26 protein-coding genes are annotated in these 25270 nt (G+C 41.4%); 5 read left to right on the top strand and 21 right to left on the bottom strand.

The window, feature by feature from the left end; translation table 11 throughout:
• Window positions 1-78: 78 nt before the first annotated feature.
• On the top strand, window positions 79-615 hold the full coding sequence (gene vrrA, locus MKX73_RS12870; RefSeq protein WP_340717781.1) for a VrrA/YqfQ family protein: 537 nt from the start codon (window positions 79-81) through the stop codon (window positions 613-615).
• Between the two features lie 106 nt (window positions 616-721).
• On the opposite strand, the gene MKX73_RS12865 is transcribed toward vrrA, so the two are convergent.
• Entirely contained in the window at window positions 722-1000 is a 279-nt protein-coding gene (locus tag MKX73_RS12865; protein WP_340717780.1) for a DUF1450 domain-containing protein, read from the bottom strand.
• Window positions 1001-1195: 195 nt separating this feature from the next.
• Here MKX73_RS12865 and MKX73_RS12860 point away from each other — a divergent pair, with 195 nt between their 5' ends.
• Window positions 1196-2164: a 4-hydroxy-3-methylbut-2-enyl diphosphate reductase gene (locus tag MKX73_RS12860; RefSeq protein WP_340717779.1), complete on the top strand. Its 969-nt coding sequence runs from the start codon at window positions 1196-1198 to the stop codon at window positions 2162-2164.
• Between the two features lie 141 nt (window positions 2165-2305).
• Here MKX73_RS12860 and MKX73_RS12855 read toward each other — a convergent pair whose 3' ends face one another.
• The 9 genes from MKX73_RS12855 to MKX73_RS12815 form a co-directional block, all read right to left on the bottom strand.
• Window positions 2306-3427 carry a Nif3-like dinuclear metal center hexameric protein gene (locus tag MKX73_RS12855; RefSeq protein WP_340717778.1) on the bottom strand — a complete coding sequence of 374 codons (1122 nt, stop codon included), beginning with the start codon at window positions 3425-3427 and terminating at the stop codon, window positions 2306-2308.
• Window positions 3424-4119 carry a tRNA (adenine(22)-N(1))-methyltransferase gene (locus MKX73_RS12850; RefSeq protein WP_340717777.1) on the bottom strand — a complete coding sequence of 232 codons (696 nt, stop codon included), beginning with the start codon at window positions 4117-4119 and terminating at the stop codon, window positions 3424-3426. Before MKX73_RS12850 ends, MKX73_RS12855 begins: the two co-directional genes overlap by 4 nt.
• Window positions 4120-4245: 126 nt before the next feature.
• Complete coding sequence (locus MKX73_RS12845) at window positions 4246-4584, bottom strand: c-type cytochrome (protein ID WP_340717776.1); 339 nt, start codon at window positions 4582-4584, stop codon at window positions 4246-4248.
• Between the two features lie 150 nt (window positions 4585-4734).
• A complete protein-coding gene (locus MKX73_RS12840) occupies window positions 4735-5871 on the bottom strand; it encodes an acyl-CoA dehydrogenase family protein (RefSeq protein WP_340717775.1) in 1137 nt (378 codons plus the stop codon).
• Window positions 5872-6058: 187 nt separating this feature from the next.
• On the bottom strand, window positions 6059-6613 hold the full coding sequence (locus MKX73_RS12835) for a hypothetical protein (protein ID WP_340717774.1): 555 nt from the start codon (window positions 6611-6613) through the stop codon (window positions 6059-6061).
• Between the two features lie 170 nt (window positions 6614-6783).
• Window positions 6784-7911: an RNA polymerase sigma factor RpoD gene (gene rpoD, locus MKX73_RS12830; protein ID WP_339175709.1), complete on the bottom strand. Its 1128-nt coding sequence runs from the start codon at window positions 7909-7911 to the stop codon at window positions 6784-6786.
• Between the two features lie 30 nt (window positions 7912-7941).
• On the bottom strand, window positions 7942-9771 hold the full coding sequence (gene dnaG, locus MKX73_RS12825; protein ID WP_340717773.1) for a DNA primase: 1830 nt from the start codon (window positions 9769-9771) through the stop codon (window positions 7942-7944).
• Window positions 9772-10082: 311 nt separating this feature from the next.
• Window positions 10083-10898, bottom strand: coding sequence for a pyruvate, water dikinase regulatory protein (locus MKX73_RS12820; protein ID WP_340717772.1), 816 nt, complete (start codon window positions 10896-10898; stop codon window positions 10083-10085).
• 8 nt (window positions 10899-10906) lie between these two features.
• Entirely contained in the window at window positions 10907-11545 is a 639-nt protein-coding gene (locus MKX73_RS12815; RefSeq protein WP_008403112.1) for a helix-turn-helix transcriptional regulator, read from the bottom strand.
• A gap of 369 nt (window positions 11546-11914) precedes the next feature.
• Between MKX73_RS12815 and MKX73_RS12810 the strand changes: the two genes are divergently transcribed.
• The 3 genes from MKX73_RS12810 (at window position 11915) to MKX73_RS12800 (ending at window position 14865) form a co-directional block, all read left to right on the top strand.
• Window positions 11915-13303: a glycine--tRNA ligase gene (locus MKX73_RS12810; RefSeq protein ID WP_340717771.1), complete on the top strand. Its 1389-nt coding sequence runs from the start codon at window positions 11915-11917 to the stop codon at window positions 13301-13303.
• 226 nt (window positions 13304-13529) lie between these two features.
• Window positions 13530-13994: a hypothetical protein gene (locus MKX73_RS12805; RefSeq protein ID WP_340717770.1), complete on the top strand. Its 465-nt coding sequence runs from the start codon at window positions 13530-13532 to the stop codon at window positions 13992-13994.
• A 64-nt stretch (window positions 13995-14058) separates the two neighbouring features.
• Window positions 14059-14865 (top strand): EcsC family protein, encoded by an 807-nt coding sequence (locus tag MKX73_RS12800; protein WP_340717769.1) that lies wholly within the window; start codon window positions 14059-14061, stop codon window positions 14863-14865.
• A 33-nt stretch (window positions 14866-14898) separates the two neighbouring features.
• Here MKX73_RS12800 and MKX73_RS12795 read toward each other — a convergent pair whose 3' ends face one another.
• From MKX73_RS12795 to MKX73_RS12745, 11 genes are all read right to left on the bottom strand, one after another.
• Window positions 14899-15699, bottom strand: coding sequence for an MBL fold metallo-hydrolase (locus MKX73_RS12795; RefSeq protein ID WP_340717768.1), 801 nt, complete (start codon window positions 15697-15699; stop codon window positions 14899-14901).
• A gap of 81 nt (window positions 15700-15780) precedes the next feature.
• On the bottom strand, window positions 15781-16554 hold the full coding sequence (gene recO / locus MKX73_RS12790; RefSeq protein ID WP_340717767.1) for a DNA repair protein RecO: 774 nt from the start codon (window positions 16552-16554) through the stop codon (window positions 15781-15783).
• A 61-nt stretch (window positions 16555-16615) separates the two neighbouring features.
• Window positions 16616-17788, bottom strand: coding sequence for a CapA family protein (locus MKX73_RS12785; RefSeq protein WP_340717766.1), 1173 nt, complete (start codon window positions 17786-17788; stop codon window positions 16616-16618).
• A gap of 633 nt (window positions 17789-18421) precedes the next feature.
• Complete coding sequence (gene era / locus MKX73_RS12780; protein ID WP_087615321.1) at window positions 18422-19336, bottom strand: GTPase Era; 915 nt, start codon at window positions 19334-19336, stop codon at window positions 18422-18424.
• Window positions 19323-19730, bottom strand: coding sequence for a cytidine deaminase (locus MKX73_RS12775; RefSeq protein WP_340717765.1), 408 nt, complete (start codon window positions 19728-19730; stop codon window positions 19323-19325). Before MKX73_RS12775 ends, era begins: the two co-directional genes overlap by 14 nt.
• A 26-nt stretch (window positions 19731-19756) precedes the next feature.
• On the bottom strand, window positions 19757-20107 hold the full coding sequence (locus MKX73_RS12770) for a diacylglycerol kinase family protein (protein WP_340717764.1): 351 nt from the start codon (window positions 20105-20107) through the stop codon (window positions 19757-19759).
• Window positions 20094-20579 carry an rRNA maturation RNase YbeY gene (gene ybeY / locus MKX73_RS12765; protein WP_340717763.1) on the bottom strand — a complete coding sequence of 162 codons (486 nt, stop codon included), beginning with the start codon at window positions 20577-20579 and terminating at the stop codon, window positions 20094-20096. Before ybeY ends, MKX73_RS12770 begins: the two co-directional genes overlap by 14 nt.
• 14 nt (window positions 20580-20593) lie before the next feature.
• Entirely contained in the window at window positions 20594-22708 is a 2115-nt protein-coding gene (locus MKX73_RS12760; RefSeq protein WP_340717762.1) for an HD family phosphohydrolase, read from the bottom strand.
• Between the two features lie 215 nt (window positions 22709-22923).
• Window positions 22924-23883: a PhoH family protein gene (locus MKX73_RS12755; protein WP_340717761.1), complete on the bottom strand. Its 960-nt coding sequence runs from the start codon at window positions 23881-23883 to the stop codon at window positions 22924-22926.
• Between the two features lie 2 nt (window positions 23884-23885).
• Window positions 23886-24995, bottom strand: coding sequence for a sporulation protein YqfD (locus MKX73_RS12750; protein ID WP_340717760.1), 1110 nt, complete (start codon window positions 24993-24995; stop codon window positions 23886-23888).
• Window positions 24992-25228 (bottom strand): RNA methyltransferase, encoded by a 237-nt coding sequence (locus MKX73_RS12745; protein WP_340717759.1) that lies wholly within the window; start codon window positions 25226-25228, stop codon window positions 24992-24994. Before MKX73_RS12745 ends, MKX73_RS12750 begins: the two co-directional genes overlap by 4 nt.
• Window positions 25229-25270: the final 42 nt, after the last annotated feature.

Genomic DNA, 25270 nt, shown 5'->3' with positions numbered 1-25270 from the left:
GTTTCAACGTCAAACAGTTGGGACGAATTTATGAAAGAAAATTGTAATATCATGTCGATTTTTAGAAAGGAGTTTAATATGCGCCCACCTTATTACTTTCAGCCTCAAGCAATGATGAATCAGATGCCGGTTGCACCACGCTTTCCAATGTATGCACCATACATGATGCGAGGTCCGGCAACAGGGGCAGGCATGTTCCCTGGAGCTGGTGCGTTTTCTGGCGCTGGCCAGTTTATGAACCATATGCCAATTCCGCCTCAGGCACCTATGCCAGGAGCAGCGGCAGCGGCAGGGAATGTACCGAAACTTGAAGGTTTTTTATCAGGAGCAAACTCTTTATTTAATAATGCCCAAAAATTCACCCCTTATATTCAGCAGGCAGCCCCAATGTTTAAAAATCTTCCCGCTTTATGGCGTTTATACAAAGGATTTAAAGATACATCAGACCCGCTTGAGTCCTCTACCGTTTCGATGCCGCAACAGGAGGAACGGCCAAGAGAAAGAATGAGAGAAAGAGCAAATTTCCGAGGAAACAGAAGAGTACAAGAGCCGGTTGAGGAGAAAATTACAGCAAAACCGTCTCTGCCGAAAATATTTCAGCCGCCTTTTGAATAATTCATAAAAGCTACCCCAGGCAATCGAGTGCAGATTCGTCTTCATCATTACGAGTCCTCTCCTTTGTATAATGGAGTAGCTTTGTTTTTTTATCTGGATTGGCTTTTTAAAATTGAACAGAATTTTCTTCCAGCTCATTTTCAACATTTTGTAACAATTTATCGGCATTTTCGGCTTTAATAAGTTCACCGTTTACAATCGCAAATAAATGACATTCGCAAATTTCACAGTTTGACGTACATCCGGATTCCGTTATTTCGATATCTTCGCGCTCCAGCAGCACATCATATACATCCGCTGCACCGAGCGATAAATTCGTTATACAGAACTCCACCTGATTTTTTAACGCTACTGTTTTATTCCTCCTGAAAAAAGAAAACGCCATCCCATTTCCCCACTTTACGTTTTATTTATTTCTGCTATTATAGCAAACGTTCGCAAATTTCTGTACTTGCGCGATCATTTGATATATACTGCCTTTTTGGTTGAATTTAATAGAGATTTCAGTAAACGAACTTTGAATAAAGCATACACGTCCTATATAATGAAATTACAGGGCTTTGAAAGGAGTTACGTATAAATGAAAGTTGTTAAAATTAATCCGCGTGGATACTGCTATGGGGTAGTAGATGCGATGGTCATTGCACGCAATGCCGCACTTGATCCGACATTACCAAGACCAATCTACATTTTAGGTATGATTGTACACAATAAACATGTTACCGATGCATTTGAACAAGATGGCATCATTACGCTTGATGGCGAAAACCGTAAAGAAATAATCGAACAGGTAGAGCAAGGTACGGTTATTTTCACGGCACACGGTGTATCACCTGAAATCCGTGAAATCGCGAAACGTAAAGGACTTGTATCAATTGATGCGACTTGCCCGGACGTGACGGTGACACATGACCTGATCCGCGAAAAAACAGCAGAAGGCTACGACATTATTTATATCGGTAAAAAGGGGCATCCTGAACCAGAAGGCGCAATCGGTGTTGCACCGGACCATGTTCACTTAGTTCAATCAATGAAAGATATCGATAATCTGTCTTTTGAAAATGAAAAAATTCTAGTAACAAACCAAACGACGATGAGTCAATGGGATGTCGCTTTCCTGATGGATAGTTTAAAAGAAAAATTCCCGCATGTCGAAGTGCATAAAGAAATTTGCCTTGCGACACAAGTTCGTCAAGAAGCCGTTGCTGAACAAGCCGGTGCTACCGACTTATTAATCGTTGTCGGCGATCCAAAATCGAACAACTCGAACCGTTTAACACAAGTATCGGTAGAAATTGCCGGAACACCATCTTACCGCATCTCTGATATTTCGGAGCTGCAGATTGAATGGCTGGAAAACGTTGAAACCGTAGCAGTAACTGCAGGTGCTTCAACACCGACACCAATCGTTAAGGAAGTGATTTCATTCCTGGAGAAGTTTGATAAAAACGATCCGGCAACACATGAAATCGTACGCTCCGTAACATTGGATAAAATCTTGCCGAAAATTAAAGCACCAAAACCTGTCGAAAAAATTATGCCTTACTAATAATGGATCTGGAACAAAACCCAAATACGCCATTTTTCTCTGAGAGAAAAATGGCGTATTTTTGCTGCACGTTAAAAATATCCGGTGCTTTATTAGGTTTTTCTGCTTTTCTAATGATACTTCTACTTTTGCTGTTCCTGCTTAAATAAACTGGAAAGGTTCTGTATTGATTTTTGACTGGATAAATTCAACAGGCAATTTCTGATCCGCACATAATGAAGCCATTTTTTCTGCAACGCCTTTAATCATGACCTTTTCAACGTGGTGTCCCGGATCAATAATGCTTAAGCCGTCCACTTCTGCATCCTGTGCCATATGGAAGCCGATATCTCCTGTCACAAATACATCTGCCCCTGCAAATTTTGCAGTGCGAATATATTTGTTGCCGTCTCCTCCGACAACCGCAACTTTCCGTACGGTACGATCCAAAGGTCCAACTGCGCGCAGACAAGGCACGTCCAGCTGCACTTTCACAAACTCGGCAAACTCCCGTAATGTCATCGGTTCCTTTAACTTGCCGATTCGTCCAAGCCCTTGTGCATTCGTGTCCACATCCATCGTAAACAGATCATAGGCAGGTTCTTCGTATGGGTGGTTGTTTAGCATCGCCTTTAATATTTTATTTTTCATCGATTGCGGGAATACGACTTCCACCTTTTCCTCTTCCTCGATGTGAAGCTCGCCGATCTCCCCTACAGCCGGGTCCGCTCCCTCTGTGGCACGGAAACGGCCTTTGCCTTGCAACGTATAGCTGCACGCCTCATAGTGGCCTAAACGGCCTGCTCCGGCTTTAGCCAGCACATCACGCAAAGCATCTGCATCATCGACAGGAACGAATACGGCCAGCTTCATCATTTTTTCTTCGAAGGTAACCTCCAGAGTTTTGCGGTCTTCCAGTTGCAGTGCATCTGCCAGCAGATCATTGACGCCTCCCGGTGCTACATCAAGATTCGTGTGCGCTGCATACACGGCAATATCATTTTTCAGGCACTTTTCATACAGTGCCCCTTTCGGATTATCTGTGCGTAAATTCGAAAGCTTCATGAAGATCGGCGGATGGTGTGCAATAATAAGCTCACAGCCGTTGTCGATCGCCTCATCAACGACTTCGTTTGTCACATCCAGTGTGACAAGCACTTTCGTAACGGGCTTATTTAACGTACCAATGGCCAAACCGATCGGGTCATTCGGCATGCATGCATATTTTTTAGGTGACCATGATTCAAACAGTTGAATAATCTCGTTGCCATTTACGGATTTCACGCAATCGCCTCCTGTACCATTTTAATGTAATGAGTAAGTTGTTCATACTTTTCCTGATTTTCAGGTGTTTTTTCCGCTTCTGAAATCGCTTGCTGAACTCGCTGCCAATTTGCGATTTCACGTGACCATTTTTCAATGAAAACAGGTACTTTCGTTTCCATCAGCTTTGGTCCAAGCAGCGTTTGCGCTTCCGTTAATTCCATTTCACCGCGCTGTAATACAAGGACCTCATAAATTTTTCCGTCCTCTTCTAAAATGACCTCATCCTGGATTGCCCAGCCATTTGCCATTGCCCATTCACGGATTGCTTTTGCATGAATATTCGGCTGTAAAATTAATCGGGTTACCGTTTTTAAAGCTTCAGGGTGCTTTTCCAAAATGGACACGATCAATGGTCCGCCCATCCCTGCAATTGTAACAGCCGTAATTTCATCCGCTTCTTCAACAGCCGCCAGCCCATCCGCCATGCGTACGGTAATTTTATCCGTCAAGCCTTCCGTGCGAACTTGTTTTACAGCTGATTCATAAGGTCCTTTTACAACCTCACCCGCTACTGCACGGGCAGCAATTCCTTTATGCACTAAATAACATGGTAAATAGGCATGGTCACTTCCGATATCCGCAACAATTGCTCCTGTCGGGACAAATGAAGCGACCGTTTCAAGTCGTTTTGAAAGTTTTTGTGCGTTCATATTTATATATCCTCTTTTCTATATCACAAACTACCCCTATTATATAGAACTTTTACATAAACGTCTCTTTCCAGAATACAAAAAAGTGCAGAACAGGATTACTCCATTTCTGCACCTGGCTATTCATTATAAACCTGAAATATATTCGGCTACTGCATCTGCTTCCGCTTCATTTTTAAGAATTGGTGGCATTGCGCCGCTTTCCGAACCATTTAATGCGTAATCTTTAATATGCTCAGCATCTAATCCAACGATTGAAGGACCTCCACCACCAGTTAAATCACCACCGTGGCACGAAATACAGTTCTTTTGAGCAATATCTTCACCATTTAATTCAGCAGTTTCCCCTGAATGATCGCCGTCCGCACTATTTTTATCAGCTGCACCCTCAAATGACATGAAGAAAATTAGTCCGATACCGAATGCCATGATAAGTACGTAAGGAATAAGTGGATTGTTTCTCATTGCGTTCCCCTCCCTCATTAAATATTCTATTTCATGCTAGACATTTGCCTAGTAAACAATATTAATTGTACTTGATTCTATAGAAAACTGAAAGGCTTTATGAACAAGTTTTACTAGCTTTGTAACAATTTTACCAATTTGCAATTTCTATCATAATATATGTCTTGCAATTACCATTTTCTGTACTTCAGACGTTCCTTCACCGATTTCCAATAGTTTTGCATCACGTAAAAAGCGCTCCACTTCGTATTCTTTCATATAGCCGTAGCCGCCATGGATCTGAATGGCTTCATCGCAAACTTCCATTGCCATCTCGGAAGCATAGTATTTTGCGATCGCAGCCTCTTTTCCGAATGGACGCCCCTGATCTTTCAGCCATGCCGCTTTATAGACAAATGTACGTGCTAATTGTATTTTTACCTCCATATCAGCCAATTTAAACTGCGTTGCCTGAAACTCCGCCAGCGCCTTTCCGAATTGTTTGCGTTCTTTTGCATACTGTACGGCTTTATTTAATGCGCCCTGTGCGATTCCGACAGCCATTGCCGCAATACCGATCCGGCCGCCGTCCAGCGTCGTTAAAAACTGTTTAAAGCCATTTCCACGGACCCCAAGCAAGTTTTCTTCCGGTACGCGGACATTTTCTAGAATCAGTTCTGTTGTGTTCGAAGCATTCAGGCCCATTTTTTCGTATTCCGACTTGATCGTAAATCCTTCCGCATCGGTCGGAACAATAATGGCACTGATTTCTTTTTTGTTTCCATCCCGATTTGTGATTGCTGTCAACGCTAAATGTTTGGCATAACTAGCATTTGTAATAAAAACTTTCGACCCGTTGATGACAAATTCACCATTATCCAACACAGCGGTCGTTTCTGTACCCCCTGCATCAGAACCGGCATTGGGCTCTGTTAAACCGAATGCACCGAATGATTCACCCGTACAGATCGGCGTTAAGTATTTTTCCTTCTGCGCCTCCGTACCGAATAAATGCAGCGGCGCACCGCCTAATGAAATATGAGCCGAATATGTAATTCCCGTCGAAGCACATGTACGGCTCAACTCTTCTGTCACGATTGCAAAGCTGATTGTATCTGCACCCGCCCCGCCGTATTGTTCGGGAAACGGCAGCCCCATAATGCCCATCTCGGAAAGTTCTTTAAAAATTTCTACTGGGAAGGCTTTCGTTTTATCACGCTCTACTGCTCCTGGTGCCACTACTTCATCCGAAAACTCACGTATCATCTTTTGTAACATCGCCTGCTCTGTTGTTAAATCAAAATGCATACCATTCATCCTCTCAGCCAATTTCATTTCAACTCTATTGTAATCTAAAAATATGTATTTTTACAGAAAATATATGTATTTTGCAGAGTATTTTGTAAAATGAACATAAAAAAGCTATGCATGAAAGTTCCGGGACTTCCGCATAGCTTAATAGAATAGCATAAGGTTTATGTATGATTTTGTATTTCTACAGAAAATAGATCCATGCACCAATGATGGCAATTAAGCCCAGAATACCCGAAATCGTAAAATAAATAATCTTCAGCATGATCCCGCTTAACAGCCAAAATACACAGTTTACAATAAGGATGATATAAAGCATTTCATTGTTGCCGGCAAAATAGGTTGTACTTACTTTCAATGTCACACCTAAAATGGTTAAAGCTGTCGCCAGCTGCAGCATCACGGCCATTAGATGATTTCTTTTTGCAAAATAGATCGCCCCGATCAGACAGCCTGCTGCAAATACAGCGGCTACTGCCATGACAACCCATTCGAACTGCATCGTAAACAGCAGCAGCAACATTACAATTGCACTTATCGGGAAAAACATCGATACACTGCGATGTTTGCGTTTTTCGACATTGATGACAGCATTTTTTGATTTTCCTGTGATCTCTTCCTGACGGTTTCCTTCCGAATAAAGAGTCATCAGAAAATCGCAATAATGCTCCGGCAGCATTTTGTTTTGTTTCCAGAACATAATTTCATTCAAAATAATCTTTTTTTTAGGATTTGACATTGTTTCGCCCCAAATCTATATTGATATGCTCTATCATATAGTAAATAATTTCTGAATGAATGCCATCTGTAAAAGCGATACCATTATTCTCGAAAATTAGTAATTACCTGCTATATTTACACAAAAAAAGATGAAGAGTAATATACTCCTTCATCTTTTCCCTGTTAAGCTTATTCCAAGAAATCTTTCAAACGTTTTGAGCGAGATGGATGACGCAGTTTACGTAATGCTTTCGCCTCGATCTGACGAATACGTTCACGTGTAACGCCAAACACTTTACCTACTTCTTCCAAAGTGCGTGTACGGCCATCATCTAAACCGAAACGTAAGCGCAATACGTTTTCTTCACGGTCAGTTAATGTATCCAGCACGTCTTCCAGCTGTTCCTTCAATAACTCGTATGCTGCATGGTCAGAAGGAGATTGTGCTTCCGAGTCTTCAATGAAATCACCTAGATGAGAATCGTCTTCTTCACCGATCGGAGTTTCCAGTGATACCGGCTCTTGTGCAATCTTTAGAATTTCACGAACTTTTTCAGGTGTTAAATCCATTTCCTCCCCAATTTCCTCCGGAGATGGTTCACGGCCTAAATCCTGAAGAAGCTGACGCTGTACACGGATTAATTTGTTGATAGTTTCAACCATGTGTACCGGAATACGGATTGTACGGGCCTGATCGGCAATCGCACGTGTAATCGCCTGACGGATCCACCATGTTGCATAAGTCGAGAATTTGAAACCTTTACGGTGATCAAATTTTTCAACTGCTTTAATCAGACCCATGTTTCCTTCCTGAATAAGATCCAGGAACAGCATCCCGCGGCCAACGTAGCGTTTTGCAATCGATACTACAAGACGCAGGTTCGCTTCGGCCAGACGTTTACGTGCTTCTTCGTCACCTTGTTCGATACGTTCCGCTAAACGGATTTCCTGATCTGCAGAGAGTAAATCCACACGTCCGATTTCTTTTAAATACATACGTACCGGGTCATTAATTTTAACGCCAGGAGGAACACTTAAATCATTTAAGTCGAAAGCTTCTTCGCTTGATTCCTGCTTAGATAGCGCTTCTTCTTCAAATTCTTCTTTTCCTTCAACTGTTACATCATTTTTTTCGATTTCATCGGCAAAGTTGAAAATCTCTTCATTCTCAAGTTCAAAAAATGCTAATGTTTCAGAGATTTCCTTCATTGACATTTCGCCAACCTGTTTTGCTTTAGCTAAAAGTTGCTTTTTTACCTGCTCTAATGAAACCCCGTTTACTACCGTATCTTTTGAATGTTTTGACTTGTCCGCCATAAACCTTCCTCCTTCTAAAAACAAATCGCGTTAAACGCCCATTTTTATCTTTCTATTCAATGCAATTATCTGTTGGGCAATCTCAAGTGCTCGTCTATGTTCATGCATTTTTTCTGCCTCTTTTTGATCGTGCTTCAATTGTTCAATCTTTAGTTCTAATCGGCGTTTTTCGATTTGCTTTAAACAATCAATTATCTCCGCTTCACCATTATCAGGGTCACGTTCAAGTAATGCAGCATCCATCACGATTTTTCGTAAATCATGATCATCCAACACTTCGACGAATCGATGGAAATCAGCCATTTCATATTCTTCGTAAAAACCAATTAAACGAACAAATACGGATAAATATTCCTCATGGATGAAAGGTTCGTTGTTTCCCTCTCTGAGAACTTTATTCACAATATTTACATCATGCAACATATGCGCTAAAAGTATACTTTCCGCACGGTCTGTTGCGTCTTTTTTCCGCTCCCTTTGGAGAAGAGGTGTTGGTTCTACCACCATTTTCTGTTCGCGTTTCTGCTCTTTTACATTATCCGCGACCATTTTTCTTAATTGGGTGCTAATCGCCTCTTGGGAAATATTTGTTTCATTTGCCAATTGACGAATGTATAAATCACGTTCGGTTGGAGAAGTATTATTTTTTAATGTTTCCAGAACTTCCTGAATGTATTGAAGTGTGTCATTTTCAAATTGAAAATTTTTGCCGCGTTTCGCATGCATCATCATAAATGCAATATAGGCGTGCGGCTTTTCTATTATTTGATTTTTAAATGCCTCTTGTCCGTTTTTACGAATATATTCATCCGGATCAAGTTTATCTGGTAAAACAGCGACCTCAACTTTAATCTGTTCTTGATGAAGCATTTGTGCAGCACGCTTGGCGGCCTCAAAACCAGCATTATCACCATCATAGCAAATCGTAATTTGCTGAACTAAGCGTTTGAGCTTTGTAATATGCTGGGGCGTCAGAGACGTACCCATCGTTGCTACAGCATTGTATATACCTGCCTGGTTTGCTGCTAAAACATCAATAAAGCCTTCCATTAAAATTACTTGTCTTGATTTACGAATAGATGCCCGCGCCTTATCCAAATTATAAAGTACTTGACTTTTATGGAAGATCGGCGTTTCAGGACTATTTAAGTACTTAGCATCTTCGCCATCGGAATTTAAAATCCTGCCTGAGAATGCAATCGTTTTCCCGTTTTCATCCCGGATAGGAAACATTATCCTTCCCCGGAAACGGTCAAAGTAGCTGTCATCACTTTCTTTACGAATGATCAGACCGCTTTCTGCCATTTCTTCAAGATCGTATCCTTTGCGCTCCAGTAAGATCGACAGCGTGTCCCAATTCGGCAACGCCCATCCTATCTGATGTGTTTCGATTTGCTCACGTGTAAATCCTCTATCAAGCAAATAATTTAATGCAGGTTCGCCATCTTCTGTATTCATTAAAATATGATGATAAAACTCCACTGCAAACGTATGAGCCTCTCGCATTTGCTGCTCTTTTTTTGAAATGGGCGAATTCGACACCGATTGTTCTGTCGACAGTTCCATTTCAAGCGGGATTCCCGCACGCTGACTTAGTTTAATGAGTGCATCCGGAAACGACAGATGTTCCATATCCATTACAAAAGTAATGGCGTTTCCTCCTGCCCCACAGCCAAAACAGTGAAATATCTGTTTATCGCTGGATACGGAAAAAGAGGGTGTTTGCTCACCATGGAATGGACATAATCCAAAATAGTTGCGCCCTCTTTTCGTTAACTGCATATAGTCGCTAATGACATCGACTATATCGGACTGCGAGCGAATTTGTTCAATCACATGTTCGGGTATTTTTCCAGCCACATTATCACCATCTACAGTATTCGAGATAAATTACAAATATCCTCTAAAATCCGACAAAATTTCTTATACAAATTTGTAATTACCCTATAATAATTATTTTTACCACAATTTTATTATTATAAAACAAAAAGACTATAGTTGCTATATAATTTCGAAAAAATAATCAGAATATAACTATAAATGTCGAAATTCAGCAAAATATGCAAGATTTTTCTGGAACAAAAGTATAGTTCACTTAGTTTCTTAAAAATCTCGAATATTATTCCACCAAAAAAACCTCCTCTTCCTTTTTGAAGAGGCGGCTATGGGTGCTATCTACAATCAAGCTCTAGCATATCGATTATTTTGTGTGCCGTTTCTTCGACAGCACGATTTGTAACATCTATCGTTCGACAACCTATTTTATCAACAATACTATAAAAATAGCTAATTTCCTGCTCAATTCTAGTTTGCTGAGCATAAACTGCATTTTCCGTTAATCCTAGCGTTATAAGACGCTCTTTTCGGATATTGTTGAGCTTTTCCGGTGTGATGACTAATCCAAAACATTTTTTCGGATCGATCTGCATTAATTCCACCGGGGGTTCCACTTCCGGAACGAGCGGCACATTCGCCACTTTATACCGTTTATGGGCCAAGTATTGCGATAACGGCGTTTTCGATGTTCTTGAAACACCGACCAAAACAATGTCCGCCAGCAATATACCACGCGGATCCTGCCCGTCATCATATTTAACAGCAAATTCGATCGCTTCAATCTTTTTGAAATAATCATCATCCAATTGATGGACAAGTCCCGGCTTTTGCAACGGCATTTCGTCAAATGAAGTTTCGATCAGGTCAAGCATCGATCCCAATAAGTCGATTGCATGCACTTTATATTCACTTGCGATTTTCTGAAGTGCCTGTCGCATCTGCTTTTCAACAAGCGTAAAAACAATCGTTGCCTCATTTGCGATAGCAATCTGGACAATTTTCTCCAGCACATCCACATTTGCAATATGCGGAAACTTACGAATCCTTACTTTTTCAAAATTTGGCCGAAACTGGCTTACTACCGCTTTTACAGCAGCTTCCCCAGTTTCACCGACCGAATCTGATACAACAAATATCGTCAATTTTTTCATAAGATCACCTATAGATCATGCGTTTCAGCTAACGATATAAACGCACGTGTAATATTCGTCTTCGTTAACCGTCCCGTAATGACCAATCCCCGCTCCGTTTCTTCAACAACCGGCATCGAATCTATCTCTCGTTCTATTAACTTTTTGGCCGCCACGATCAATGAATCCGAATTGACACAATAGGCGATATTCGGCATTCTCGTCATAATTATATGCACAGGCATTTTATTTAAATCCTGTGTTCCTATACTCGACCGAAGTAAATCTTTTCGGGACAGCACACCTTGTAATATTTCATCTTTATCAATAACGAAAAGTGTTCCGACATCCTCGGAAAACATATGGATAATCGCATCATAGACTGTCATATCATCCGGAACGACTACCGGGATCGACTGAAAATCTTTTACTTTTAAATTCAGCATGGATTCCGTAAAGGCTGCCGTTGTTTTTTTACCTGCATAGAAGTAGCCGACACGTGGGCGCGCATCTAAAAATCCAGCCATCGTTAGTATAGCTAGATCAGGTCGAAGTGTAGCGCGCGTTAATCCAAGGCGCTCAGCGATATGTTCGCCCGTAATAGGGCCGTTTTCTTTTACAATTTGCAAGATTACATCTTGACGTTTATTGAGTTCGATTGGACTCACCCGCTTCAAATAATGTTATACTTTATCCTTAATTATTATATACTATTTCCTTCTATATTGCGAAGAAAACAAACCCATGCTACAATATTACCGAACAACTCACTTGTTGTTTATGAATATTAATATGTAAGCGATGAAGGGATTAATAAGTATCAATTCTAACATAAGCGAGTAGGGATAGTGCAAGCCTACATTGAATTGAGAAACGGCGCCCCTGAGCTATTTTTATAAAAGAGGTTTTTAATTATTTAAAAACAAGCGGGGTGGAACCGCGGGTACATCGTCTTGATGCACTCGTCCCCGGGCAGAGTTTTTGTGCCCGGAGACGGGTGCTTTTATTTTTTCATTAACGAGTAGGAGGGATTTTTCATGGCAGAAAAATCAATGGAGACAATTGTATCATTAGCAAAACACCGCGGATTCGTATTTCCGGGATCTGATATTTACGGTGGTTTAGCAAACACTTGGGATTACGGTCCGCTGGGTGTAGAACTTAAAAACAACGTAAAAAAAGCTTGGTGGCTGAAATTCGTTCAGGAATCTGAACATAACGTAGGTTTGGATGCTGCGATTTTAATGAATCCAAAAGCATGGGTAGCATCTGGTCACGTAGGTAACTTCAATGACCCGATGATCGACTGTAAAGCATGTAAAGCGCGTCACCGTGCAGATAAATTGATCGAGGATGCTTCTTTAACTAAAACAGGCAAAGAAATCATCGTTGACGGTATGTCTTTCGATCAGATGAAAGAAAAAATGGAAGAGCTTGAAGTAGCTTGTCCGGACTGCGGCAAAATCGATTTCACAGATATCCGCCAGTTCAACTTAATGTTCAAAACACACCAAGGTGTAACTGAATCATCATCAAACGAAATTTACCTGCGTCCGGAAACTGCACAAGGGATTTTCGTGAACTTTAAAAATGTTCAGCGTTCAATGCGTAAAAAGACACCATTCGGTATCGCACAGATTGGTAAATCTTTCCGTAACGAAATCACACCTGGTAACTTTACATTCCGCACACGTGAATTCGAACAAATGGAACTTGAATTCTTCTGTAAACCGGGTGAAGATCTTGAGTGGCACTCATATTGGAAAGAGTTCTGCAAAAACTGGCTTCTTGGATTAGGTATGAAAGAAGATTCAATGCGTCTACGCGACCATGAAGATGATGAGCTTTCACACTATTCAAACGCGACAACAGATATCGAATTCCGCTTCCCATTCGGCTGGGGCGAACTATGGGGTATCGCAGACCGTACAGATTACGACCTAAAGCAGCATATGGAACATTCGGGTGAAGATTTCACTTACATCGATCCTGTTTCAAATGAGCGCTATGTACCATACTGCATCGAGCCATCATTAGGCGCAGACCGTGTAACATTGGCATTCTTATGCGATGCTTATGAAGAAGAGCAATTAGAAGGCGACGATACACGTACAGTATTACGCTTCCACCCTGCACTTGCTCCATTCAAAGCAGCGGTATTGCCACTATCTAAAAAATTATCGGAAGAAGCTGGCGACGTTTGGGCTGATTTACGCAAAGCATTCCCGGTTGATTTCGATGAGTCACAATCGATCGGTAAACGTTACCGCCGTCAGGATGAAATCGGTACACCATTCTGTATCACATACGATTTCGATACAAAAGAAGATGGTCAAGTAACAGTACGTCACCGCGATTCAATGGAACAAATCCGTATGCCGATCGCTGAAGTAAAAGCTTATATCGAAAAACATTTACAATTCTAATTTCACAAGGCACTTTCTGTTCGATTTCGAGCAGAAAGTGTTTTTTCTTTTTACAGCATCTCCCCCCTCACAAACTTTAAATATTCCGGAATAAATTCGTTAAAGTTGAAGCCCCAGTCTTTTAATTGTAAAAATATACAAAAAACTCTTTAATTTTTAGATTATTTAGATAATTTAACTCGAAAATACGTTATAATCTAAGAAAGTAATAGATGGAGGGGATTTTATGTTTTTTCAGGTAAAGGATAAAACCGATACACCTATCGATTCGTATGATAAAATTTCGCATCTCGTAAACGCAATACTCCAATTTGAATGTCCTGAACACCGCGCACAGCATCACATCCTCTACACGGCGAATATGAAACTTGAAACTTATCGTGAAGCGCAGCAGTTTTACAGAAAGTTTGACAATCCGGCTAATGCACTCGGTCGTTTAAGCCGCGAAGCCTATGAGCAGGCAAACCGAAAATACAATCAACTGTTTACAATCATCCGGGGCTATATGCATTTAAGCGACGATAATAAGCGTGACCATTTTAATCACCACTTCCGCTTTTCCAAAGAAAAAATCGATGATATGTTCACTCTTTTTGAACAGATGCACCATCACCGACACTTAAAGCTTGAAGAAGAGTTTTATGAACGGCTAAAAGAAGATATTATCCCATTGCTGACTCAATTCGAGTGACTTGCTGAAACCTTTTTCGCTGTGGAACGTACAATAAGGAACATGTCCATTGGGAGGGTAATTCATGGAAACTCAACAACAGCTGGAAAATCACTTATTAACAATCCGACAATGGGAAAAAGATCAGAGCGGTTTATGGTTTTGGGAAAAAATCGGCCGCATCCCTTTTAAAATACTCGATAAATTAACACCGAAATTCATTCAAGAGAAAGTTTCCGTCCTGATCGACGAGCTGGTGAGCTATGTCCAAACGGGCGGGAAATATTTAGTAAGCGAAAAATCGATGATGCGTCATATTCAAAAACATACGCTGCATTCGGTTAGCACATTGGAAGATATCGGACAAATGCCAATTGAAGATATGGTGGAACTGAGTGAAAAACTGCAGAAAAACCGCGCAAAGGTTGCAACCGTACAAGGAGCATCTACCGGCTTTGGCGGTGTGTTTACATTGGCACTCGACATCCCCGTCATTCTCGGAATCGCGCTAAAAACATTGCAGGAAATCGCCATGATCCATGGCTATGATCCGAATGAAAAAGCCGAACGTATTTTCATCGTGAAATGTCTGCAGTTTGCGTCTTCTGATGTAGTCGGCAAAGAAGCGATACTAAACGAGCTGGCACAACATTACGAAAAACCGAACGCAGCAGGAAATATGGTTTCCCAGTTGCAGGGCTGGCAGGAGGTCTTCTTTACGTACCGCGATAACTTCGGTATGAAAAAGCTCTTTCAGATGATTCCTGTAGCAGGCATGATTTTCGGTGCCTTTATTAATAAATCGATGATTGAAGATATTGCCGAGGCAGGCATGATGCTCTACCGGAAGCGAAGAGTACTGGAACGGATGAATGAACTGGCAAACAGCTAAATACGCAAAAATAGCCATAGGATTCAGTCGCATCTAAATCCTATGGCTATTTTTGTTTACTGCTTTTTTATTAAGTTCGTGCATTTCCTGCAAACCTTTATAAAACGGATAAAGCTTCTGCAATTCTGTTTCATCAGTACTGCCGTCCGCTAAATTATTTAAATATATTAATGACACATCGATCCGCTTTTGAATTTCATCGAGATTATCCGTTGTTGTCCCATGTCCCGGCACGAGAACTTCAACATCTTTCTCCGATATAATCGTTTGCACCTTTTGGATTGTTGCTAAATATGCTTCATAATCCTCGATAAAAGGAAACTCGACATCCGATAAATAATCCCCCGCCAGTAAAATACCGAACGGCTCCACCACTGTAAATAAACCATCTGACGTATGCCCTGGCGACAAGTAAAATCTGCATGTTAGATCCTGCAGCTCAAGTGCCTGGCCATCTTCTTTTATAACGATGTCGATAGGAGGGTAAATAATCGGATATTCTCTTTCGATATAGTACTGAGCATCAAACTGACGGATTTGCTCCAATACCTCTTCTTTGTTTATTCGATTAACAAAAGCTTCACTGGCAATTGTTGTTGCATCCGGAAATGCACCCGCTGCAATAATATGGTCATAATCACTATGTGTGAAAATAATATATAATTTCCGATCTTCAATAATCGACTCGATATAGGCTTTTATTTCGGCAATTTCGTTCGGCAGCCAGTTAGGGTCGGTTACAATTACGGCCTCTTTTGTTTTAATTACCGCTGTTGTCGTTTGATATAACACACTTTGAAAAACGGTCAGTTGTCCCTGTTCAAATTGGCGCAATATTTCCCCTCCTCAATAGAAGAAAGCGAGTCTTCGCGATTCTACGCACTTTCGACTCGCTTTATTTCCTAGGCAATAATTTTATTCTTCTTCCTTCTTTTCACGCTGCAGCAGCGGCGTACGCTCCAGCTGTTCAATGAAGTTGCGCGATTTCAGACGAATTCCTGTCTGCTCTTCATAAATTGTCGTTACAATTTTTTTGATGAATTGCTTCGTTTGCGGCTTTAATTCCAGCTTGCCGACTTGTTCAATCGGCAACGTATAAAACATGCGGATCAGCTTGAGCTGTGTTGGTGATAACCGGATAATATACGGATCCATGTGGAAGCAACGATGACATATAAATCCGCCTTGTGTAAATGAAAATGCAAATTCCCCATCGACAGCTCCACACCCTGCACATGCATGCAAAATCGGCTGGATACCTGCAAATGGCAGCATTTTCCAATCTACAAACAATGTAATCGCTTCAGGATCATAGCCTTCTTCAATTGCATTCAATGCCTGAATTAATATATCAAAAGCATAAGGTTCCGGTCGTCCTTCTTCAACGAGACGATCCACAATTTCCACGATGTAGCTTGCATAGGCTGTCGCCACGATATCTGTTTGAATATGACGCATCGAATTGAAATGTTCCCCTTGCTGCAATGTTCCCATGCCTGATGTTCGCTGAACTAAATACGAGCCATGCATAAATGTTTGTGTTACACCTGCCAAACGGCTCGTCGGTTTTTTCGCTCCACGTGCCATACACGCGACTTTACCGGCTTCCCGTGTCATGAGGGTCACGATTTTATTGGATTCACCATAAGCACGCGCCTTTAAAACGATGCCTTCCCATTTATGTAGCATCTGTTGCACATCCTTCTATTTCTTTCGTAACTCTATTATACCGCACTATTGCTAGAAAAGTTTAATAAACGGTTACCGATTGTCCCATGATTTTCTTTACCCATTGCAGATTTTTAACAGAGCGCTGTTCCACATCTTTCAATGGATAGATCCGGTAAATTCCGTCTGTATCCTTCAATACAGAAGTCGCATAAAGCTCAGGTTCATCAATAGTAATCCGGTCGCCTTCCTTTGTAATTTCAAGGCTCGCGATTCCGCCAATCATCGTGTTCGGTATCGTTATAATTGTCGAAAAGAAATTACCAAGCGAATAAAAAATATGCGTCTCCTGACCATGATCATTGGTCAACTTGTCGTATGGCTGGAGTACATGCGGATGGGTCCCGAAAATAATATCCGCTCCCGCTTTATTTAGTATATCAGCATAATATTTTTGGTTGTCATTTGCTTCATAATCATATTCAGATCCCCAATGCATTGAAACGGCTACAACATCGGCGGATTGTTTTAATTCCTCGACGTCCGCTTTTATTTTCGCTTCATCGATATAATTGATGAGAAACGGTGATTCCTTCGGCAAATAAAGCCCATTCGTCCCGTACGTATAGGCAAGCAGTCCAATTTTTATCGAGCCGATTTCCATGATGCGTTGTGCAGACTTATCCTCTTCGTTTTTATAAGCTCCGACGTATGGCATGTGATAGTCTTCCAGATTATTAAAAACTGTACGCATCCCATTTTCCCCTTGATCGACAATATGATTATTGGCAATCGTCACCAAATCAACTCCGGCATGCTGAAGATCACGAATAATATGAGGCGGGCTTGAAAACAGCGGATAGCCGCTTAAAGGATATTCATTGCCGACAGGTGGAGATTCCTGGTTGGCAATCAGAAAGTCATAGCTTTGCATCTTCGGCATAATCGCAGCAAAAGAGGAAGTATAATCATTGTATTTCGCGAGTCTTAAATGCAGTAAAATATCTCCAGTCATGGCAAGACGAATTGATTCTTTAGTAATCTGTTGTGTTGCTTCACTAATGGGTTCGTTGTTTTCATTTATATCATTTTCTATCTCTATTTGTGTTGGGGTGTGCTGTTCGGTATTCATTTGGCCTTCTGCAACCAAAATTGTCTGGTCCTGATCGACGGTCGCAATAACAATGAATAATAAAGCGAGCGATACCGCCCAAAGTGCCAGTAAAAATTTATTTAAATTATTCAATGCAGTCACCTTCTAATTTTTGTTAAATATTCCCTTACTAAATGGTAGCAGAACATCCGCCATAATCAAGAATAATATTGTTTCCGGTTCGGGTTGGAGATTTTATTCGCTTTTTTGTCGGGGAAAGTGGAAGGTTTATTGGTGGAAGTAGAAGGTTCCGGGCAGGAAGTAGAATTTTTTCAACGTAATGTGGAACAATTCGCTCAAAATGTAGAACGTGCCCCCTTTATTCGCCACTTCACCGGGGAATGTAGAATATTTCGCGGGGAAAGTAGAACTTACTTGCTCAAAAGTAGAACCTTTTCACCTTAATGTGGAACAATTCGCTCAAAATGTAGAACGTGCCCCCTTTATTTGCCACTTCACCGGGGAATGTGGAATATTTCGCGGGGAAAGTAGAACTTCCCTGCCTGAAGGTAGAACTATTTCAACGTAATGTGGAACAATTCGCTCAAAATGTAGAACGCGCCCCCTTTATTCGCCACTTCACCGGGGAATGGAGAATATTTTCGTGACGAAAGCAGAATCCCCCTCCTGAAAGCAGAATCTTTTCACCGCGATGTGGAACAATTCGCTCAAAAAATAGAACCGCAACAATAAAAACACCCATTTTCCTTAAGAAAATGGGTGCTTCGCTACAGCTTAATATTCGTCTTCTCTGAATCCGAAATCGCGTAAATGTGTTTGCTTGTTACGCCAGTCTTTTTGAACTTTTACCCAAAGCTCTAAGTAGACTTTTGAACCTAACAGCATCTCGATATCCTGGCGGGCACGTGAGCCGACTTCTTTTAAAAGGGCGCCGCGTTTACCGATGACGATACCTTTTTGTGAATCGCGCTCTACCATGATTGTCGCCTGTACATGAATCATGTTCTCTTTTTCTTCATGTGGCTTGATGCGCTCAATGACAACCGCAATCGAATGCGGAATTTCTTCACGTGTTAAGTGCAATACTTTTTCACGGATCAGTTCAGAAATAATGAATCGTTCCGGGTGGTCCGTTACCTGGTCTGCCGGGTAATATTGTGGCCCTTCAGGTAAATATTTTTCGATTGTTGTTAATAAGTTTTCCACGTTGTTGCCCTGCAATGCTGAAATTGGAATAATTTCCGCAAAGTCGAACTTATCTTTATACGAATCAATGATTTTTACAAGTTCATCCGGATGCACTAGATCGATTTTATTGATGATCAGAAATACCGGTGTCTGATTGCCTTGCAGCAGCTCGATGATGAATTCGTCACCTTTACCGATCGCCTGTTCAGCGTTGACCATAAACATGATGACATCGACTTCGCGCAATGCGTTGCGTGAAGTTTTCAGCATAAATTCGCCTAATTTGTGTTTCGGTTTATGAATCCCCGGTGTATCGATGAAAATTGTTTGAGAGTTTTGTTGTGTTAAAACACCTTGTACTTTATTACGTGTCGTTTGTGGTTTGTCTGACATAATCGCAATTTTCTGGCCGATTACTCGGTTTAAAAATGTCGATTTGCCCACATTAGGACGACCTACAATCGAGACGAAGCCCGATTTGTATCCTTTATTTTCCTGCATTTTTCATATCCTCCGTATTAAATGCACCCGGGATCAGCTCAGCTACTGTTGTCTGTTGAACGTCACCATTCAAATTTGTTAAGTAGACAGGCATATCCGGAGCACAAAATTCACTCATTACTTGTCGACAAGCTCCGCATGGGGAACATGGACCCGGTGTGTCTGCTACGACCGCCAGCGCTTTAAACTTCATATTGCCTTCTGACACTGCTTTGAAAAACGCCGTACGTTCCGCGCAGTTCGTCATGCTGTAGCCTGCATTCTCGATATTGCAGCCATTGTACACTGTACCATCCTCAGCTAATAAAGCCGCACCTACTTTAAATTTCGAATAAGGTACATAAGCAAATTCACGTGCAATTTTAGATTGTTCCATTAATTGTTCCATGTTCATAATTTGGTTCCCCCAAAACATTATTTTTAAAACCATTTTGGTAAAAATATGAGTAGTCCGATTATAACACTTGCGAGCGCAAAAACAAGTACGGCACCTGCCGCAACATCCTTTGCCTGCTTGGCGAGCGGATGGATTTCCGGTGATGCCAAGTCCACTGCACGCTCGATTGCCGTATTGATCAGCTCGGCTCCTATGACAAAGGCGATAACTAAAATGATGATGCACCATTCAACGGTCGATAGCCCTGTCAAGAAGCCTGCCAGAACGACAACGAAGGCACTCAATAAGTGAAATCGGAAATTCTGTTCTTGTACTGCCGCAAGAAGTCCTTCCATTGCATAACGAAATGAACGGAAAAATTTACGGACGTTCATTCATATCACGACCTAGGCCGTATGACTGTAAAATCTCATCTTGCTTCCCGAACATCACTTTTTCATCTTCCGGTGTCATATGATCATAGCCCAGCAGGTGCAAAAAGCCATGGACAGCGAGGAAGCCAAGCTCACGTTCAAACGTATGGCCATATTCGGCTGCCTGTTCGCGTGTTCGGTCCGTCGAAATGATAATATCTCCTAAGACGCGCGGAATCCCTTCACCGATAATTTGCAGTTCCCCTTCACCCATTTCTTCCAGTGCAAAAGAAATGACATCAGTAGGCTGGTCCTTATCACGGTATTCACGGTTAATTTCATGGATCGCCTCATTTGTCACAAACGTAACCGACACTTCCGAGCCGTCCTCGATCCCTTCCTGCTCCGCTGCATGCTGAAGCAATTTTTCCACCAGTTCCAAGTGTGATTCCTGCACTTCATTTGTCTCATCTAAAAAATCGATTAATAACATGTTGTTCCCTCCTACTATTCCTTTGGATATTCAATACGCGAGTGGAACGTTCCATTCAATGTTTCACATAATACGTCTTCTATCTTTTTCAGTTCTTTCAGCGAAATATCACATTCATCAAACTGGTCATCCTGTACACGATCCTGAATAATCGATTGCACAAGCTTCTGTATTTTCTCTGCATTCGGCTGCTGCATCGAACGGACTGCCGCTTCCACACTGTCCGCAATACTGATGATCGCGGCCTCTTTCGTCTGCGGCTTTGGTCCCGGGTATCGGAATATACTTTCGTCCAATTCTTTCCCTTCTTCCTTAGCCTTAAACAAAAAGAATTTCAATGTGCTTGTCCCGTGATGCTGTAGACAAATATCTATGATTTCCTGCGGCATTTTATGCTTTTTCAAAAGCTCTGCCCCGTCCGTAGTATGCGCAATAATAATTTCCGCACTACTCTCGGGTGCCATCGTATCATGAGGGTTTGTCCCCATCTGGTTTTCAATGAAAAATAGAGGTCTCCGCGTTTTCCCTACATCATGATAATAGCAGCCGACTCTTGCCAGCAAGCCATCAGCCCCGATTGCTTCACATGCCGCTTCAGCCAGATTCGCAACCATTATACTATGGTGATACGTGCCTGGTGTTTCCGTCAGAATTTTCTTTAGTAGCGGGTGATTTGGATTCGATAATTCAATAAGACGCACGACCGACAGCAGTCCGAAAGCCGATTCGAAATACGGCAGCAGCCCCATCATTAAAGCCCCGGATAATAATCCCGAAATAATGGCTGCAGCTACGTAAAATGCGACTTCCTTCATTCCGTAACCTGACTGTCCCATTAAAATATAAAATGCGATAAATACAATGTTAACAAGCGTTACAATACCAACCGCCTGTAAAATATCTGTCCGCTTTTCAAGGCTGCGCATGAAAAGAATCGATGCAAATCCGCCAAATAAAATGTAAAGCGCTGTATCCATCTGTAAAATACCGGATAATCCTTCATGGAAGATGATTCCTGCAGATGCAGCAGTAATGATCGTCACAATACTTGCGGTACGGTCATTGGCCAGCACGCGGACAAGCATCGTCGCTAATGCTGACGGGAAAATGAAAGCAATCATCAGATCGAAATTCGTAGAAATGAGCGCAATCAGCTTCATCATAATTAACGCAATTGCATACACAATGATCGTAACAAGCAGTTCATTGCGTTTTGAAGCAATGTCTTTTTCCGACCGGTCAAACAGGACGAACAGGAAAGACATCTGCAGTAAAATCAAAATAATCAGCCCGGCAATCGGTTTAATCGATTCTTCACTGTCCAGCATTCCTAACAGTTCAAGCTGGCGGTAAATTTCGCGTGTGATGACTTCGCCTTCCTGGACAATGATCTGTCCTTGCAAAATACGTGTCGGCTCCACCGATTCCTTTGCCTGCTGTCTGGCAATCTCCGTCTTTTCTTCATCGAGCACTTCCGTTTCAACGATCGCTGCACGGCCAATGACAATCGCCATACTCATTAATCCTTCAGAAATCGAAGGCTGCTGACGGATCTTGCTTTCCAGTTCATTTCGGTAAGGAAGCAAGCTATCCTTGCGAAGCGGATAATTCAAGTTCACTTCAACCAATGTCGCTAACGCATCCCGCGTAGATTCAAGAGTTGCCTGGGGTGCATTTAAAACATTCGTTAACTGTGCATCCGATAAAATCAGATTTTGCTGGTTATCAAAAATATCTTTTAACGCTGAACGCAACATTTTTACCTGTTCAGCCTGTGGTATTTCTTCCTCTGCCTTTGCAATCTCTTCCTTCACATCTAATGCAATATCAAAGATGGTCGTCACAAAAGTTGAACGCTGACTCGGTACCTCATCTTTATATATGTATACGGGATCTACGGCTTTCTCCGCATTTTCCCTTTCTATTTCTGTCTTTACCGTATCTTCCACTGTTTTAGTAGAACGAATCGTTTCCGGTGATAATTCAGTTAGCTGGATATCATATGTAACGCCACGAACATTATCAATCATCAGGAAAAACTGCAGAAGTGCAGTAGCCGCAAGTACGATGATTAATAGTGCGCGAAAGCTGACTAGTTGGATGAGCTTGTGAAATCTTTCTATGATCATGCACCTCCCTTTGTTTCTATATTTATTTTATCAAAATTATATGTTTGGTGTTACGAAAAGTACGTATGTTTTTCAAATTAATGTCTTTCTACCGTTCAATAATGACACGAATTCCTCCTTTTAGTTTATATACGTAAATTTTTCCAATAAGTTTCATGTCATTTTTCCCAAATAAAAAACTTTCAACCTTATATTAAAAGTTGAAAGTTTCCTTTTTATAGTTCCTGCTCTGTGTAAGCCTGGATGACTTTCGCTACTAACGGATGACGGACAACATCACCCTGTTCAAGTATCTGGAAGTGAATGTCTTTTACATAGCGTAATGTACGCTCTGCAATAATCAGACCGGATTCCGTATTTTTAGGTAAATCTATTTGTGTTTTATCTCCTGTTATGACCATTTTCGAACCGAAACCTAACCGCGTCAGGAACATCTTCATTTGCTGATGTGTCGTGTTTTGTGCTTCGTCCAAAATGACGAACGCATCATCCAATGTACGGCCGCGCATATACGCTAACGGTGCAATTTCAATTGTCCCGCGCTCAATGAGGCGCTGCGTCTGTTCCTGTCCATAAATATCATGCAGGGCATCATAGAGAGGACGTAAATACGGATCGACTTTTTCCTTCAGATCCCCCGGTAAAAACCCTAATGACTCTCCCGCTTCAACAGCAGGGCGTGTCAAAATAATTCGCTTTACATGACCATTTTTCAATGCCTGTGTAGCCATTACAACCGCTAAATACGTTTTACCGGTGCCGGCTGGTCCAATCCCGAAAATCAGGTCTTTATGGCGGATCGCCCGGATGTATTCGCGCTGCCCGATCGTTTTTGCACGGATCGGCTTGCCTTTTGTATTACGCGCAATTTCTTCATCATATAACTCCGCATAATATTCAATTGTGCCTTTACTCGCCATTTCAATGGCTGTTGACACATCACGCTGATCGATATTAATATTTTTCCGAATAACTTTCAATAACGCTTCCAAAACTGCATAGGCCTGATTTTTCTTTTCCAGATCATCGCCTGCAATTTGTATGACTTCCCCACGCGTAATAATTTGTACGCTATAAGTTTCTTCAATCAATGTTATATTTGCATCTGACATTCCTAAAAGCATTACAGCTTCATTCGGATTGTCGATTTGGAGCTCAACATATTTTTCTGACATACTCATTCTCCTTGGTGAATTGGATGTGGTTGTGCGATATTTTCATTAATTAAATACAAGACTTTCCCTCTAACTGTATCATCATCACTGTAGACGTGCAAAAGTTTTTCTGATTTAATGGCGGTTTCCAGCGGTAATGAAGAGATCATCTTTTCATGCAATAATGGCAGGATAATTGTTTCAACATCCTTTTCACTTATCTTTTCCTTTTTCTTATGGAACATTCGGTAAGGTTTATACGTTACAACGGACTTCAGCGGTTCGATGGACATCTGTTCGATCGCTGTTCCGATTTTCTCCCAGTTCACATCATACTTCCAGCCATGGTCATCCAATACTTCCATTTCAATGGATTTAGGTACGGAAAACGATGTTTCAAGCCAGTAATCCACAAACACTTCGCCTTCAGCACCGATAATGATTTCTTTTTCACCATGCTGCAACACACCTGATACAAGAATATCTCCTTTGTATACCGTCATATTTTGCTCCACCTGACGGACACCGCGTTCAATTTGGAAATGAGTGACGACACCACTATTGTTCGCAACCAAATGCTGGTTCTTGTTCACTTTTGGAACCGGCTCGATCTTTGGCGCCAATTGCGGATTGATCGTAATTTTACTTCCGTTTTTCATAATATGTACCCATGAAAACTCCCGAAACTCCTTCATCATCGTCTGTCGGATTTCATTATCGGATAAAAACGTTTTTTTCGGTACAGGAAACTTCACACCCATTTCCTTTTGCAGATACAGTGCCACTTCATCTTCCAGTTCGATTGTGGCGGCATCGACTTCGACTTGCCATACAAACCTCGATAGTATAATCGGAAGGATGATTAACATGATGATTCCAATCGCCGTAACCATATCTTTTTGCAGAATTTTCTCCGGCTCACTGTAACGGATTGCTATTTTTACTTTCGCTTTTTTTCTTAGTCTGCGCAGTAAAGACAAATTACTATGCGCTATTTGGAAAGTTATTTCGCTTTGTTTAAAAGTTAAATGGTAAACCCGGATTTTATGCTCTTTCAAAAGCATAATAAAAGTGCTTGCTTCTTTAGATTGCTTCAGTTTGATTGTGATCAGCTTTTTATAGGATTTACTCATTTGGGATTCCGCTCAATCGTAAGCTTCTGCAGATTTTTGCATTGAATTAAAAAACCTTCTTCGAACAAATGCTGGACTTCCACTTCCCCCGCATGGACGTACATCGTAAAGTCTTTTGTCGTACAGTTGTACTCGGTCGGGGTTACATCACCTATCGTATAGGAACCATCATAGCGGATATCCATAAAAGAGGTGATTTGCAATTTATTGTTTTTAGGAAATAAATTTTTCAATAAAAGCCTCCTTTTTACGTCACTATATGCTTGGAAAAAAGG

Origin of the sequence: Solibacillus sp. FSL W7-1436 (assembly GCF_038007305.1) — a bacterium.
Taxonomy (GTDB): Bacteria; Bacillota; Bacilli; order Bacillales_A; family Planococcaceae; genus Solibacillus.
The sequence above is the reverse complement of the archived record's forward strand: the minus strand, read 5'-3'. Positions and strand labels throughout refer to the sequence as shown.